The organism is Mycobacterium celatum (assembly GCF_002101595.1).
Lineage (GTDB): Bacteria > Actinomycetota > Actinomycetes > Mycobacteriales > Mycobacteriaceae > Mycobacterium > Mycobacterium celatum.
Map to the genome: position 1 here is coordinate 1 of NZ_LQOM01000046.1, position 14,475 is coordinate 14,475.

General features: G+C 68.2%; 12 protein-coding genes and 1 tRNA gene. 5 read left to right on the plus strand and 8 right to left on the minus strand.

From position 1 onward, the window contains the following. Window positions 1-76: 76 nt before the first annotated feature. Together AWB95_RS19210 and AWB95_RS19215 are read right to left on the minus strand one after the other, a co-directional pair. Complete coding sequence (locus tag AWB95_RS19210) at window positions 77-1,234, minus strand: alpha-hydroxy-acid oxidizing protein (RefSeq protein ID WP_085168523.1); 1,158 nt, start codon at window positions 1,232-1,234, stop codon at window positions 77-79. A gap of 109 nt (window positions 1,235-1,343) precedes the next feature. Continuing rightward, window positions 1,344-2,312 carry a TerC family protein gene (locus AWB95_RS19215; protein ID WP_085168524.1) on the minus strand — a complete coding sequence of 323 codons (969 nt, stop codon included), beginning with the start codon at window positions 2,310-2,312 and terminating at the stop codon, window positions 1,344-1,346. A 25-nt stretch (window positions 2,313-2,337) separates the two neighbouring features. Between AWB95_RS19215 and AWB95_RS19220 the strand changes: the two genes are divergently transcribed. The 3 genes from AWB95_RS19220 to AWB95_RS19230 are packed head-to-tail and all read left to right on the plus strand — an operon-like array spanning window position 2,338 to window position 4,699. After that, window positions 2,338-3,660 carry a hypothetical protein gene (locus AWB95_RS19220; RefSeq protein WP_169714710.1) on the plus strand — a complete coding sequence of 441 codons (1,323 nt, stop codon included), beginning with the start codon at window positions 2,338-2,340 and terminating at the stop codon, window positions 3,658-3,660. 14 nt (window positions 3,661-3,674) lie between these two features. Further along, window positions 3,675-4,361, plus strand: coding sequence for a glycosyltransferase family 2 protein (locus tag AWB95_RS19225; RefSeq protein ID WP_062539361.1), 687 nt, complete (start codon window positions 3,675-3,677; stop codon window positions 4,359-4,361). Further along, the gene (locus AWB95_RS19230; RefSeq protein WP_062539362.1) at window positions 4,358-4,699 is read left to right on the plus strand and encodes a DUF2304 domain-containing protein; all 342 of its coding nucleotides are present in this window, start codon (window positions 4,358-4,360) and stop codon (window positions 4,697-4,699) included. The genes AWB95_RS19225 and AWB95_RS19230 overlap by 4 nt, the downstream gene beginning before the upstream one ends. Here the strand turns inward: AWB95_RS19230 and AWB95_RS19235 are convergent. Next, window positions 4,696-5,640, minus strand: coding sequence for an NAD-dependent epimerase/dehydratase family protein (locus AWB95_RS19235; protein WP_062539363.1), 945 nt, complete (start codon window positions 5,638-5,640; stop codon window positions 4,696-4,698). The genes AWB95_RS19230 and AWB95_RS19235 overlap by 4 nt on opposite strands. On the opposite strand from AWB95_RS19235, the gene AWB95_RS19240 reads away from it, so the two are divergent. Then, entirely contained in the window at window positions 5,606-7,417 is a 1,812-nt protein-coding gene (locus AWB95_RS19240) for a hypothetical protein (protein ID WP_238600922.1), read from the plus strand. The genes AWB95_RS19235 and AWB95_RS19240 overlap by 35 nt on opposite strands. Window positions 7,418-7,493: 76 nt before the next feature. Here the strand turns inward: AWB95_RS19240 and AWB95_RS19245 are convergent. Together AWB95_RS19245 and AWB95_RS19250 are read right to left on the minus strand one after the other, a co-directional pair. Next, window positions 7,494-7,566, minus strand: a tRNA-Thr gene (locus AWB95_RS19245). Window positions 7,567-7,588: 22 nt separating this feature from the next. Continuing rightward, a complete protein-coding gene (locus tag AWB95_RS19250) occupies window positions 7,589-8,791 on the minus strand; it encodes a DNA polymerase III subunit delta' (protein WP_085168565.1) in 1,203 nt (400 codons plus the stop codon). 14 nt (window positions 8,792-8,805) lie between these two features. Between AWB95_RS19250 and AWB95_RS19255 the strand changes: the two genes are divergently transcribed. Beyond that, on the plus strand, window positions 8,806-10,485 hold the full coding sequence (locus AWB95_RS19255; protein WP_232315762.1) for an adenylate/guanylate cyclase domain-containing protein: 1,680 nt from the start codon (window positions 8,806-8,808) through the stop codon (window positions 10,483-10,485). 28 nt (window positions 10,486-10,513) lie between these two features. Here the strand turns inward: AWB95_RS19255 and topA are convergent, their stop codons facing one another. From topA to AWB95_RS19270, 3 genes are all read right to left on the minus strand, one after another. Then, window positions 10,514-13,285, minus strand: a complete 2,772-nt coding sequence (gene topA, locus AWB95_RS19260; RefSeq protein ID WP_062541537.1) for a type I DNA topoisomerase — start codon at window positions 13,283-13,285, stop codon at window positions 10,514-10,516. A 130-nt stretch (window positions 13,286-13,415) separates the two neighbouring features. Then, on the minus strand, window positions 13,416-13,994 hold the full coding sequence (locus AWB95_RS19265) for a hypothetical protein (protein ID WP_085168526.1): 579 nt from the start codon (window positions 13,992-13,994) through the stop codon (window positions 13,416-13,418). Window positions 13,995-14,111: 117 nt separating this feature from the next. Then, window positions 14,112-14,315, minus strand: a complete 204-nt coding sequence (locus AWB95_RS19270; RefSeq protein ID WP_003925183.1) for a cold-shock protein — start codon at window positions 14,313-14,315, stop codon at window positions 14,112-14,114. Window positions 14,316-14,475 lie beyond the last annotated feature (160 nt).

Sequence of the window (14,475 nt, forward strand, 5' to 3'; positions counted from 1 at the left end):
CACGAGAACGCTCAGCTGACGCCAGCCGCCTAAACGCCACACGCAAATACGTCACCGAAATTCCGACCCAGACCACTTAGTCGAGTCTTTCGACGGCGAGCTCGCTCAGCTCGGTGTAGCAGTCGACGGCCATCGTCAGGTCGGCCTCGGCCAGAATCTGCGACACCACGGTCCGGAGCCCGTCGCGCCCGCCGACCGCAAGGCCATAGGCGTACGGGCGGCCGATGCCGACCAGTGCGGCGCCGAGCCCACAGGCCCGCAGCACGTCCACGCCGTCGCGGATGCCCGAATCGAAGGTCACCGGCAGGCCGCCGGCCGCCTCGACGACCTGTTCGAGATGACAAATGGCGGGAACACCGCCATTGGCTTGGCGCCCACCGTGATTGGAGCAGGCGATCACGTCGACGCCGAGCTGTTTGGCGTGCGCGGCGTCGTCGGGCAGGCAGATTCCCTTGACGATCAACGGCAATTCGGTGATCTGCCGCAGCCAGCTGAGGTCATCCCAGGTGAACGCCGGATTGGCGAACACGTCCATCCATACCGCCCCGGCGTGCACCGGTTCGAGATCCTTTTCGCTTGTGACCCCGGTTAATTCGCGAAAACGCGGATCGGAAGTGTAGTTGGCGATGCAGTCGCCGCGCAGCATCGGCATGAACCCGTGCGACAGATCGCGCGGACGCCAGCCCACGGTGCCATAGTCGACCGTCACCGCGATGGCGTCGAACCCCGCCTTCTCGGCGCGCTTCACGAAACTCTCGGTGAGCTTTTCGTCCGCGGTCGGATAAAGCTGAAACACCCCAAACGACTCGCCTCGGGCCTCGGCGACTTCCTCGATGGTTGCCGACGACAGCGTCGAGTACATGCCGACCAGGTCGAGTTCGGCGCACACCCGGGCTTCCTCCAAGTCGCCCTCCGGGCGGATGTTGCCGAGCACTCCGACCGGACACAGAAACACCGGCGACGGCAGCTTGCGGTCGAGGAACGTCACCGACATGTCGCGGTCGCTGCGGTCCCGCAGCATGCGCGGTGTCAGGCCGTAGCGGCGCAACTCGGTGACGTTGATGTCCTGGGTCTCCTCATCCCCGGCGCCGCCCTTCACGTAGCCGTAGATCAGCGGGTTCATGTCTTCTTCGGCACGGTGTTCCCACTCGGCGAACGTGAATGGAAACGGAGACGTTTTGTTGAGAACCCCGGCTTTGTAGAACTGATATTGGTATTCGCCGAAGTTGCCCATGGCTCCTCCCTTACTCATGTGACAGCAGAAAAGGTTGATTACCCCGTCCGGTCGCCGGCTACACGCAGGCATTGATGAGGCCCAAACCCGTTGGGAGGCAGGCGGTTAACTAATCGGCGTCGAGAACGCGGGTACGGTACAGGCTGGCAGCCGCGGTGATGCCCAGCGTAACCACGATGACGGCCAGGCTTAGCAACGTCGGGATCTCCGGCACGTCGACGCGCTCGCCGCCGTTGATGAACGGCACATCGTTTTCCCGCAGCGCATGAACCACCAGCTTCACCCCGATGAACACCAGGATGACGGCAAGGCCCCGGCCCAGATACACCAGCCGTTCCAACAGGCCGCCGAACAGAAAATACAACTGCCGCAGCCCCATCAACGCGAACACGTTGGCCGCCAACACCAAATACGGCTCCCGGGTGAGGCCGTAGATGGCGGGGATGGAGTCGAGGGCGAACATCAGGTCCGTCGCACCCAGCGCCACGATGACCAGAAACATCGGCGTCATCACGCGCCCGGACCCCTCCTTCACGTAGAGCTTGAGGCCGTCCCACCGCTCGGTGGTGTTCAGGTGGCTGCGAGCAAACCGGACGACGGCGTTGTCCGCGTCGCCGCCGGATCCCCCGTCGCGAGCCAGCTTGACGCCCGCGTAGACCAGGAACGCGCCGAAGACGTAGAACACCCACCCGAATTCCTGGATCGCAATTGCGCCGAGCGCAATAAAAACAGCGCGGAACAACAACGCAATCACAATCCCTACGAACAATGCTTGCTGCTGATAGCGCTTGGGCACATTGAAGCTCGCCATGATGACGATGAAGATGAACAGGTTGTCGACGGACAGGCTGTACTCGGTAAGCCAGCCGGCGAAGAATTCCAGCCCGAACCGCGGGCCGTGGAAACACCACACCCAGATACCGAAGAGCACCGCGAATCCGACATAGGCCGACAGCGCAATCGCGCACTCGCCCATTGTCGGTTCCCGGGGGCGCCGGGCGATCACCACCACGTCGAACAGCAGGACCGCCATTGTCACGCCCAGCGCGACGACCCATTCCAGCACGGCCACGTGCAACGGGAGACCCCCTCTCCCGTCCAGCATGTCAGGTCGGTGCCGGCCTCGCCCGTTAGTATTTTCGAACTGTGGAAGTGCCGTCGCTGTGACCGAGGTCGGCGGTACGGCGGCCTCCGCCGGGCCGGTCGGGCGCAGCAGCGTCGCCCGGGTCGGCGCGGCGACCGCCCTGACCGCCCTGTGCGGCTACGCGGTGGTCTACCTGGCGGCCCGCGACCTGGCCCCGGCCGGCTTCTCCGTCTTCGCGGTGTTCTGGGGTGCGTTCGGGCTGGTCACCGGTGCCGCCAACGGGCTGCTGCAGGAAACCACCCGCGAGGTCCGCTCGGCGCGCTACACCGACGTCGCGGCCGGCCGAACCCATCCGCTGCGGGTGGCCGGGATGCTCGGTGCGGCCGCCGCGGTGGTGATCGCCGGCAGCTCACCGCTGTGGAGCGGGCAGGTGTTCGCCGACGCCCGCTGGCTTTCGGTGCTGCTGCTCAGCGTCGGGCTGGCCGGGTTCTGCCTGCACGCCACCCTGCTGGGCATGCTGGCCGGCGTCGACAACTGGACTCAATACGGCGCGCTGATGGTGACCGACGCGGTGATCCGGGTGGCGGTCGCGACCGCCGCCTTCCTGATCGGCTGGGGCCTGGTCGGGTTCTTGTGGGCCACCGTCGCGGGCGCGGTGGCCTGGCTGATCATGCTCGCGGTCTCGCCCGCGACGCGGAGCGCGGCCCGGCTGCTCACCCCCGGAGGGACCGCGACGTTCCTGCGCGGCGCCGCGCATTCGATCACCGCGGCGGGGGCCAGCGCGATCCTAGTCATGGGTTTTCCTGTGTTGCTGAAGGCGACATCGGCCGAGCTGGGCGCCGCGGGCGGCGTCGTGATCCTGGCCGTGACTCTGACCCGCGCGCCGCTGCTGGTGCCGCTGACCGCGATGCAGGGCAACCTGATCGCCCACTTCGTCGACGAGCGCACCCACCGGCTGCGGGCGCTGGTCGCGCCGGCGCTGCTGGTCGCCGGGATCGGCGGGATCGGCGTGCTGGCGGCGGGGCTGATCGGCCCGTGGATCCTGCGGGCCGCATTCGGGCCCGACTACGACGCCGGCAGCGCGTTGCTGGCGTGGCTGACCGCGGCGGCGGTGGCGATCGCGATGCTGACGCTGACCGGCGCGGCCGCGGTCGCCGCGGCGTTGCACCGCGCCTATGCGGTGGGCTGGGTCGGCGCAACGGTGGCGTCGACGTTGCTGCTGCTGTTGCCGCTTCCGCTGGAGACCCGCACCGTCGTCGCGCTGATGTGCGGTCCGCTGGTCGGCATCGGCGTTCACCTGGCCGCGCTGGCACGCCCAGCCGGTTGGTTTATCTCCAGGTAAGTTGGAGCATCGACATGGGTTATCCCGACGTGTGGGTCGTCGTTCCAGCCTTCAACGAAGCCGCGGTCATCGGTGACGTCATCGCCGATGTCCGCTCGGTCTTCGACAACGTCGTCTGCGTGGACGACGGTAGCCGTGACGGCACCGGGGAAATCGCGCTGAAGGCGGGCGCTCATCTGGTGCGCCACCCGGTGAACCTCGGCCAGGGCGCGGCCATTCAGACCGGTGTCGAGTACGCCCGCCGCCAGCCGGGGGCGCAGGTCTTCGTGACGTTCGACGGCGACGGCCAGCACCGGGTGAAGGACGTCGTCACCATGGTCGACCGGCTGGCCGCCGGCGACGTCGACATCGTGATCGGCACCCGGTTCGGCCGGGGCGTCAGCAGGCCGCCGCTGGCCAAGCGCCTGGTGCTGCGCACCGCGGCCTGGCTGAGCCCGCGCGGTCGCCGGCTCGGGTTGACCGACACCAACAACGGCCTTCGAGTGTTCAACAAGACCGTCGCCGACGCACTGGACATCACCATGAGCGGGATGAGCCACGCCACCGAGTTCATCATGCTGATCGCCGAAAACCGTTGGCGGGTAACCGAAGAGCCTGTCGAGGTGCTCTACACCGACTACTCGAAGTCCAAGGGGCAACCACTTCTCAACGGCGTCAACATCATCTTCGATGGGTTCCTGCGGGGAAGGATGCCGCGTTGAACTGGATACAGGTCCTGCTGATCTTCTCGGTCATCGCGCTGCTGGTCTACCTGTTGCGCTCGCGGCGCAGCGCGCAGTCCAAGGCATGGGTCAAGGTCGGCTACGTGTTGTTCGTGTTCGCCGCGGTATACGCCGTCTTGCGGCCCAACGACACGACGGTGGTGGCGCACTGGCTCGGGGTAGCGCGCGGGACAGACCTGATGCTCTACGCGCTGATCGTCGCGTTCAGCTTCACCACGCTGAGCACCTATTTGCGGTTCAAGGACCTCGAATTGCGATACGCCCGGCTGGCCCGCGCCGTCGCGCTGGAAAGCGCCCGGGAACCCGACCAGGGCTAAGCCTCGTGGGCGTGCCGAAAGTACTCCACGGTGCGACGCAGGCCCTCCTCCAGCGAGACCTGCGGGCGCCAATCCAAAACCTTTGCGGCCAAACCGATGTCGAGGCAGGAGCGTTTGAGGTCGCCCAGCCGCGGCGGATGGAACTCCGGGTCGTCGGGCGCGCCGACCGCTGCGGCCACCGCCGAATGCAGTTGGCGGTCCGAGGTTTCCACGCCGGTGCCGATGTTGAACCGCTGCCCGCCACCGACCGGGCCGGCCGCCCTGACGAAGGCGTCCACCACGTCGTCGACGTAGACGTAGTCGCGGGTGTTGGTGCCGTCGCCGAAGATCTTCGTGGGCTTGCCGGACAGCAGCGCCTGGGCGAAGATCGCCACGACACCGGCTTCGCCGTGCGGATCCTGGCGCGGGCCATAGACGTTGGCCGGCGCGATGTGTGAGCACTCCAGGCCGTAGAGATGCCGATACGTGTTGAGATAGATCTCGCCCGCCACTTTGCCCGCCGCATACGGCGACGCCGGATCGGTGGGCACCGTCTCCGGGGTGGGGTAGGTCGGCGGGACACCGTAGATGGATCCACCCGAGGACGTGTGCACGACCTTGCGCACCCCGGCGCAGCGGGCCGCCTCGGCCAGCCTGATGGTGCCCACGACATTCACGGACGCGTCGAACTGGGGGTCGGCCACCGAATGCCGCACGTCGATCTGGGCGGCCAGATGGAACACCACTTCCGGGCGGTGCTCCTCGAGGATGGCCTGCAGGTCCGCGGTCACGATGTCGGCCTCGACGAAGACGAACCCGGGATTGTCGGCCAGGTGCTCGAGGTTGGTGGCCCGCCCGGACGCGAAGTTGTCCAGGCCCACCACTGAGCCGCCGTCGGCTATCAAACGGTCGACTAGCGTCGACCCGATGAATCCGGCTGCCCCGGTGACCAGTGCGCGCACCGGCCCACCATACAGACGGGCTTCCGGGGTCGCGGTGGCCGCCGCCGCGCTCATTGCGCTGCAGCTGGTGATCCGCGGTGTGCTGGCGTTTCGGGGCTACTTCTATTGGGACGACCTGATCCTGATCGGCAGGGCCGGCACGCATAACCTGCTGTCGGCGCCGTATCTGTTCGACGACCACGACGGTCATCTGATGCCGGCCGCGTATCTGGTTGCCGGTGCGATAGCTCGGTTGGCGCCGCTGGACTGGACCGGTCCGGCGATCAGCCTGGTGGTGTTGCAGCTGCTGGCCTCGCTGGCGTTGTTGCGCGCGCTGCAAGTGATCCTGGGCTGGCGGCCGGTACTGCTGGTTCCGTTGACGTTCGCGCTCTTCACCCCGCTGGGTGTTCCGGGTTTCGCGTGGTGGGCGGCGGCGCTGAACTCGCTGCCGATGCTGGCGGCGCTGGCCTGGGTTTGCGGCGATGCCGTGCTGCTGGTGCGTACCGGCAACCAGCGCTACGCGGTGACGGGCCTGCTGGTCTACCTCGGCGGCCTGCTGTTCTTCGAGAAGGCGGCGGTGATTCCGTTCGTGGCGTTCGCCGTCACGGCACTGCTGTCACATGTCCGGGGCGAGTCCGCCATTGGGACCGTATGGCGCCGCGGTGTCCGGTTGTGGACAGCGTCGCTGGCGCTGACCGCCGCCTGGATCGCGGTGTACCTCGTCGTGGTCGATCAGCAGCGGTGGAGCACCGATGTGGCGATGACGTGGGATCTGTTGCGCCGCTCGGTGACCCACGGCATCGTGCCGGGCCTGGCCGGTGGGCCGTGGGCGTGGGACCGCTGGGCACCGGCCTCGCCGTGGGCCACACCGCCGCCGGTTATCAGGCTGCTCGGCTGGGCAGTGCTGGCTCTCGCACTCGCGGTCACGCTGTTGCGCAAGCAGCGGATCATGCCGGTGTGGTTGACCGCGGTCGGCTATGCGGTCGCCTGCCAGGTACCTATTTATCTGATGCGCTCGTCGCGGTTCACCGCGCTCGAGTTGGCCCAGACGTTGCGGTATTTCCCCGACCTGGTGATCGTGCTGGCGCTGCTGGCCGCGGTGGGATTCTGCGCGCCGAACCGTCCGTTGTCTCGGTGGCTGGACGCGTCGACGCCCCGCACAGCCGTGACGACCGTGTTGGCGGCGCTGTTCATGGCCAGCAGCCTGTATTCCACGGCGACGTTTCTGGCGTCGTGGCGCGACAACCCGGCCCAGCCCTATCTACAGAACGCGCAGCGCGATTTGACGCATGCGGCGTCGAATCCGCCGTTGCTTGACCAGGAAGTCGACCCGCTGGTGTTGGGCCGGGTGACCTGGCCGGAGAACCTGGCCAGTCACATGTTCGCTCTAATGCGGCACCGCCCCGAATTCGCCCCGGCCACAACGCAATTGCGGATGCTGGACAGCTCGGGCAGGCTGGTCGACGCCCGGGTGGCGTGGATCCGCACAATCGAGCCGGGCCCGGCGCCGCGGTGCGGATACTTCGTGCAGCCCGACATGCCAGCGTCGCTTGCTCTCGACGGGCCATTGCTGCCCTCGGATTGGACGGCCGAAATCAACTACCTGGCCAACAGCGACGGCTCGATGACGATGTCGTTGTCCGAGGGCAGCCACGTCAAGGTCCCGGTCCATCCGGGGCTCAACCGCGTCTACGTCCGGCTGCCCGGAGCGGGTAATGCGATCACTGTGCGGGCCGACACTGCCGCGCTGTCGGTGTGCATCGCGTCGGGACCGGTCGGATATGTGGTGCGGCAGTAGATAACGAGCGTGCGCAGAACCGGGTTTCTGTGCGGCGCGTCGGCCGGGAACACGCACGCTCGCGCCGGAAAGTGAGAGCCACCTAGGAGAATCGAACTCCTGACCTGCTCATTACGAGTGAGCCGCTCTGCCGACTGAGCTAAGGTGGCATGCCCTGCGGGCGGCACGAGTCTACAGGCCGGCGCGCAACTCCTGGCCGATGGTGGCGACCATCGCGTCCACGGCGAACTTCGGTTTGACGTTGATGGCCAGCGCTTCGCGGCACTCCAGCACAGCCTCGATGCAGCGCAACAACCGCTCGGGCGGGGCGTGCGCCGCCATCGCGGCCACCCGCTCGGCCATGTCGGGATGGTTGGCCTGCACGCTGCGCGCCCCGGAAGAAACCAGCAGCGCGTCCCGGAAGTAGGTCGCCAGGTCGATCAACGCGCGGTCCAGCGCATCCCGCGACGCCCGGGTCTGCCGCGACTTCTGCCGTCGCTCAAGGTCTTTGATCGCGCCGGTGGCGCCGCGCAACGCGCTCGCGGTGCCCTTGCCGGTGCCGCCCGCACCCAGCGCCGTCCGCAGCTCTTCGGTTTCGGCCTCGTCGCGCCCGGCGGTCAGCACCATGGCCTCGGCCTCGGCCGCCGCCACCAACTCCTCGGCGGCGGCATACGCCCGCGACGGCGTTGCCGCGTCGCGCGCCAGTCCCAACGCCTGCTGCCGTCGCTCCCGGGCCTCGGGGTCGGTGGCCAGCCGCCGCGCCCGCCCTACATGGCCGCCGCTGACCGATGCCGCCCAGTTCGCCGTGTCGGCGTCCAGCCCGTCGGCCTCGACCAGCACCTGCGCTATCGCGGCCGCCGACGGCGTCACCAGCGCGACGTGCCGGCAGCGGGACCGCAACGTGATCGCGATGTCCTCCGGGTCCACCGAGGGCGCGCAGAGCAGGAACACGGTCGACGGCGGCGGTTCCTCGACGACCTTGAGCAACGCGTTCGCCGCGCCCTCGGTCAGCCGGTCGGCGTCCTCGATCACCACGATCTGCCAGCGCCCGGTGCTCGGCCGTCGCGACGCGATCTGCACGATGGCCCGCATGTCGTCGACGCCGATCGAGAGCCCCTCGGGGATCACCCGCCGCACGTCGGCGTGGGTGCCGGCCATCGTCGTCGTGCACGCCCGGCACTGCCCGCAGCCCGGGACGCCATCGGAGGTGCATTGCAGCGCCGCCGCGAAGCACAACGCCGCGACCGATCGGCCCGACCCGGGTGGACCCGTGATCAGCCAGGCATGCGACATGGCCGCGCTGTGAGGCGAATCACCGCGGGCCGCCTGGGCCGCGGCCACCAGCTCGGCCTCGACCACATGCTGGCCAACCAGGCGCCCAAATACCCCGGACATCACCGGCAACACTAGTGCGGGCCGCCGACACGCTTTTCGGCTACTTCTTCGTCCCCGCCGACCGATACGGTGGGTCCGTGAGCACGGCAGCGCAACTCCCTGGGCGGATCAGTGGATTCGTCCAGTGGGTGGTGCGCACCCCGTGGCCGGTGTTCTTGCTCAGCGTGATCCAGGCCGACATCATCGGCGCGCTGTTCGTGTTCGGTTTCCTGCGCTACGGGTTGCCGTCCGAAGACCGCATCGAGCTGCAGGACCTGCCGGGCGTCAACCTTGCGATCTTCGGGCTGGCGCTGGTCGTGCTGTTCGGCATCGGATCGTCGATCAGCGTGCGGCTGCTGGTGCCCGTCTTCCGGTGGCAACGCCGCGACGGCCTGTTCGCCGACACCGACCCCGCCACCACGGAGCTGGCCCGTAGCCGCGCCCTGCGGATGCCGTTCTACCGCGTGCTGATCAGCATGGGCTACTGGTCCGTCGGCGGGACGGTCTTCATCATCGCCAGCTGGCGAGAAACCAGCCACCTAGCGCCGGTGGCCGCCGTGGCCGTCGCGCTGGGCGCCGCCGCCACCGCGATCATCGGCTACCTGCAGTCCGAGCGGGTCCTGCGGCCGGTGGCCGTCGCCGCGCTGCGCGGCGGGCTGCCGGAAAACATCAAGGCGCCGGGCGTGATCCTGCGCCAACTGCTGACCTGGGCGCTGTCGACGGGTGTGCCGCTGCTGGCCATCGTGCTGGCCGTGGTGGCCGACAAGGCGTCGTTTCTGCACGCGCCCCCCGAGAGACTGTTCAACCCGATCCTGTTGATCGCGCTGATCGCCTTGGTGATCGGGCTTATCAGCACCTTGCTGGTGGCCATGTCGATCGCCGACCCGCTGCGCCAGCTGCGCTGGGCGCTCGGTGAGGTGCAGCACGGCAACTACAACGCGCACATGCAGATCTACGACGCCAGCGAGCTGGGGCTGCTGCAGGCCGGCTTCAACGACATGGTGCGCGACCTGGCCGAGCGGCAGCGGCTGCGCGATTTGTTCGGCCGCTACGTGGGCGAAGACGTGGCGCGGCGCGCCCTGGAGCGTGGCACCGAGCTGGGCGGCCAGGAACGCGACGTCGCGGTGCTGTTCGTCGACATGGTCGGCTCGACCCAGCTGGCGGCGACCCGCCCGCCCGCCGAGGTGGTCAGCCTGCTCAACGAGTTCTTCCGGGTGGTCGTCGACACCGTCGGCCGGCACGGCGGATTCGTCAACAAATTCCAGGGCGACGCCGCGCTGGCGATTTTCGGTGCGCCGATCGAGCACCCCGACGCCTCCGGCGGCGCGCTGGCGGCGGCCCGCGAGTTGCACGACGCCCTGCTGCCGGTGCTGCGTTCGCTGGAGTTCGGCATCGGGGTGTCGGCCGGGCGGGCCATCGCCGGCCACATCGGCGCACAGGCCCGCTTCGAATACACCGTGATCGGCGACCCGGTCAACGAGGCCGCCCGGCTGACCGAGCTGGCCAAGCTCGAAGAGGGTCACGTGCTGGCGTCGGCGATCGCGGTCAGCGGGGCGCTGGACGCCGAAGCGCTGTGCTGGGATGTCGGCGAAGTGGTCTCGCTGCGCGGCCGCACCGCCCCCACCCAGCTGGCCCGGCCGCTGAATCTGGCTGCGGCGGAAGAGGTTTCCAGCGAAGCCCCCGCGAAACAGAAACTAGGGTCGTCAAACCCCTGAAATCACAGCCCTGACTTCTGCCTGGCGGCTAGCGCTTCTTGGCCGGCGCGCGGCGGGTGCTCTTCTTGGCGGTCCGCTTCACCGGGCCCCGGGCGCGACGGTCGGCAAGCAATTCGGCGGCACGTTCGTCGGTGATCGACAACACGTCGTCGCCTTTGCGCAGACTGGCGTTGGTTTCGCCGTCGGTGACATACGGCCCGAATCGGCCGTCCTTGATCACCATTGGCTTGCCCGACGCCGGATCGGTGCCCAGCTCGCGCAGCGGCGGCGCCGAAGCGGCTTGCCGGCCACGGCGTTTCGGCTCGGCGTAGATTTTCAGTGCTTCGTCCAGCGTGATGTCAAAGATCTGATCTTCGGTCGACAGCGAACGAGAATCCTTGCCGCGCTTGAGGTATGGACCATACCGCCCGTTCTGGGCGGTGATCTCTTCCCCGGTCTCGGGGTCGACGCCCACCACCCGGGGCAGCGTCAGCAGCTTCAGCGCATCCTCGAGCGTCACGGTCTGCAGGTCCATGCTGCGCAGCAGCGACGCGGTGCGCGGCTTGGGCCCGGTCGGCTTCTTGCCCTTCTTCACCGGGGCCGTCCCGTCGCCGTCGTCCGGCGGCTCGGGAAGGATCTCGGTGACGTACGGCCCGTAACGGCCGTCCTTGGCAACGATCTCGTGACCGGTCTGCGGGTCGACACCCAGCGTCCGGCCCTCCTGCGGAGTGGCGAAAAGCTGTTCGGCCACCTCGAGCGTGAGCTCGTCGGGAGTCAGCGAGTCGTTGAGGTTGGCCCGTTGCGGTTTTAGCTCGCCGTCGTCGCCGGCGACCATGCGTTCCAGGTAAGGCCCGTTCTTGCCGACCCGCACATAGATGGGCCGTCCTTCGGCGTCGTCGAACACCTTGATGGAGTTGACTTCTCGCGCGTCGATGCCTTCCAGGTTTACCCCGACCAGCTTCTTGAGGCCACCGGAGCGGGCCACCGAGTCCGGCACGCCGTGGTCGCCGCCGAAGTAGAAGTGGTTGAGCCACGTGGTGCGCTGCTCGTTGCCGGACGCGATCGCGTCGAGCTCGTCTTCCATGGCGGCGGTGAAACCGTAGTCGACCAGCCGGCCGAAATGCCGCTCCAGCAAGCCGATCACCGCGAACGCGACCCAGGACGGCACCAGCGCGCTGCCCTTCTTGTACACGTAGCCGCGGTCCTGGATGGTCTTGATGATCGACGAGTACGTCGACGGGCGTCCGATGCCCAGCTCCTCGAGCGCCTTGACCAGCGAGGCCTCCGTGTAGCGGGGCGGCGGGTTGGTGGAGTGCCCGTCGGGTGTCAGCTCGGTGGCGTCGACCCGCTGACCCTCGTGCAGGTGCGGCAGCCGCCGCTCGGCGTCGTCGGCCTCACCGCCGGCCAGCTCGTCGACGGTTTCCACGTAGGCCTTGAGGAAGCCGGGGAAGGTGAGCGTGCGCCCGCTGGCGGAAAACACCACCTGCGCGTCGCCGGACTGGCCGTTGATCCGCAGGCTCAGCGTGGTCCCCCGGGCGTCGGCCATCTGCGAGGCCACCGTGCGCTGCCAGATCAGCTCGTAGAGCCGGAAGTCGTCGCCGTCGAGTTCACGACGGACCGCGTCAGGGGTGGCGAACGTCTCACCGGCGGGCCTGATGGCCTCGTGCGCTTCCTGCGCGTTTTTCACCTTGCGGGTGTACTGGCGCGGCGACGGCGAGACGTACTCCTCGCCGTAGAGCTGGCGGGCCTGGGTGCGGGCGGCGTTGATCGCCGACTCCGACAGCGTCGTCGAGTCGGTCCGCATGTAGGTGATGTAGCCGTTCTCGTAGAGCCGCTGGGCGATGCTCATCGTGCGCTCCGAGGAGAACCGCAGCTTGCGGCCTGCCTCCTGCTGCAGCGTCGACGTCATGAACGGCGGGTAGGGCTTGCGGGTGTACGGCTTTTCCTCCACCGACGCCACGGACAGCTGGGCACCGCGCAGCCCGGAGGCCAATTCGTTCGCACGAGCCTCGTCGAGCACCACGACCTCGTCGGGCTTGCGCACGGCGCCCAGCGAGTCGAAGTCCCGGCCGGTCGCCACGCGCAGGCCGTCGACGCTGGTCAGCCGGGCGGTGAAGGTCGGCGGGGAGGCGTTGGGGTCGGACACACTGGCGTCCAGTTCGGCCACCACGTCCCAATAGCTGGCGCTGCGGAACGCCATCCGGTCGCGTTCGCGCTGCACGATGATCCGGGTGGCCACCGACTGCACCCGGCCCGCCGACAGCTTGGGCGCCACCTTCTTCCACAGCACCGGGCTGACCTCGTAGCCGTACAGCCGGTCCAGGATGCGGCGGGTCTCCTGCGCGTCGACCAGGTCGATGTCCAGGTCGCGGGGGTGCTCGGCGGCGGCGCGGATCGCCGACTCGGTGATCTCGTGGAACACCATCCGCTTGACCGGGATCTTGGGTTTCAGGGTCTCCAGCAGGTGCCAGGCGATGGCCTCGCCCTCGCGGTCGCCGTCGGTGGCCAGGTAGAGCTCGTCGGCGTCCTTGAGCAGACCTTTGAGCTCACTGACCGTGTTCTTCTTGTCGGGGCTGATGATGTAGAGCGGTTCGAAGTCGGCGTCGACGTTGACCCCGAGCCGCGCCCACGGCTCGGACTTGTATTTGGCGGGCACGTCGGCGGCATTGCGGGGCAGGTCGCGGATGTGGCCCCGCGAGGACTCGACTACGTAGTTGGACCCCAGGTAGCCGGCTAATTTGCGCGCCTTGGTGGGCGACTCGACGATGACGAGTCGTCGCGCGCTTCCATTGCCGCGGTTACCGCGGTCGTCACCAGCCAACTGCGCTTACGCTCACTTTCCGTTTCCGGCCGCATCGCGCGCCGGTGCCCCCCTGTGGACAACTGACAATGTGGCACCCGGGACGGGCCGACGCAAACCGACCCCCCGGTGATTGCCCTCCCAATGACCGCTAAACGTGCGGCCAATTCGCCTTCGCCTCGACGGCGTCAGGTGGCTCTCCCACATTTTCTACCAGGCGCGACAGCCGGCGCCGGCCGCTGATCCGCAACGCCGGCCGGGCGCCGCGGGTGCCGATCAGGGTGGGCGCGATCCCGACCCGCATCATCGCCGACGCCAGCGGGGAATGGGTGTCCGGCGCGTGCGGGTCCAGCCCGAGCACGTAACGGTCGGCCTCCGGGACCCCCGCGGCCAGCGTCCAGGCCCGCAGTTCCCGCGGCCCCGGCAGCCACAGCGGCGGCACCGTCTTGACCGCGCCGCGGGTCCAGTCGGCGGCGATTGCGCGCAGCCGGGGATCCACCGCGGTCCGCACCAGCGGAGTGTCCTCGTCGGTGCGAGTGATCTCCGCCACCAGGCCGGCGTCCTCGATCATCGCGGCCAGCGCCTCGGCCCGCCAGAGCTGCTCGACGACCACCGACAGCCGGGCGCCGCCGCCGACAATCACGATCTGCCCGGGGGCTGCCAGCATTCCGGTGAGGTCGGTGACCGCGGGCGGCACCGACTCAGCGGAGAAAAAGGAGAGCTGGCTCACGTCACCGACAGTAAGCCGCCGCGGCGGCAAGGCACGCCGCGGCGTGGCCACCGCACACGAAAACCCCCCGACGGAACCTGGAATTGGAGCCGCGCGGGGGGTTTCGCCAGAAGTTGCTCAGATGGAGCGGACGCCGGTGGCCTGAGGCCCCTTGGGGCTTTGGCCGACCTCGAACTCCACTCGCTGGTTCTCCTCAAGGGTGCGGAATCCCGATCCCTGGATTTCCGTGTAGTGGACAAACACGTCGGCCGAACCGTCCTCGGGGGCGATAAAACCAAACCCCTTCTCCGCGTTGAACCACTTCACAGTTCCCTGTGGCATTTCTCGATCTTTCCTTTACTACTGGGTGCGGTGCACCGCCTTTCGGTGCCCCGGGCCCGCTGTGACCGCCATACCTCGCGGAGTCGCCGGAACTTCACCCGAGCTCGAACTCGCAGGAACCGCGGTCGCAACGTTGATCCTGCGAAAGTTTGACACGAAC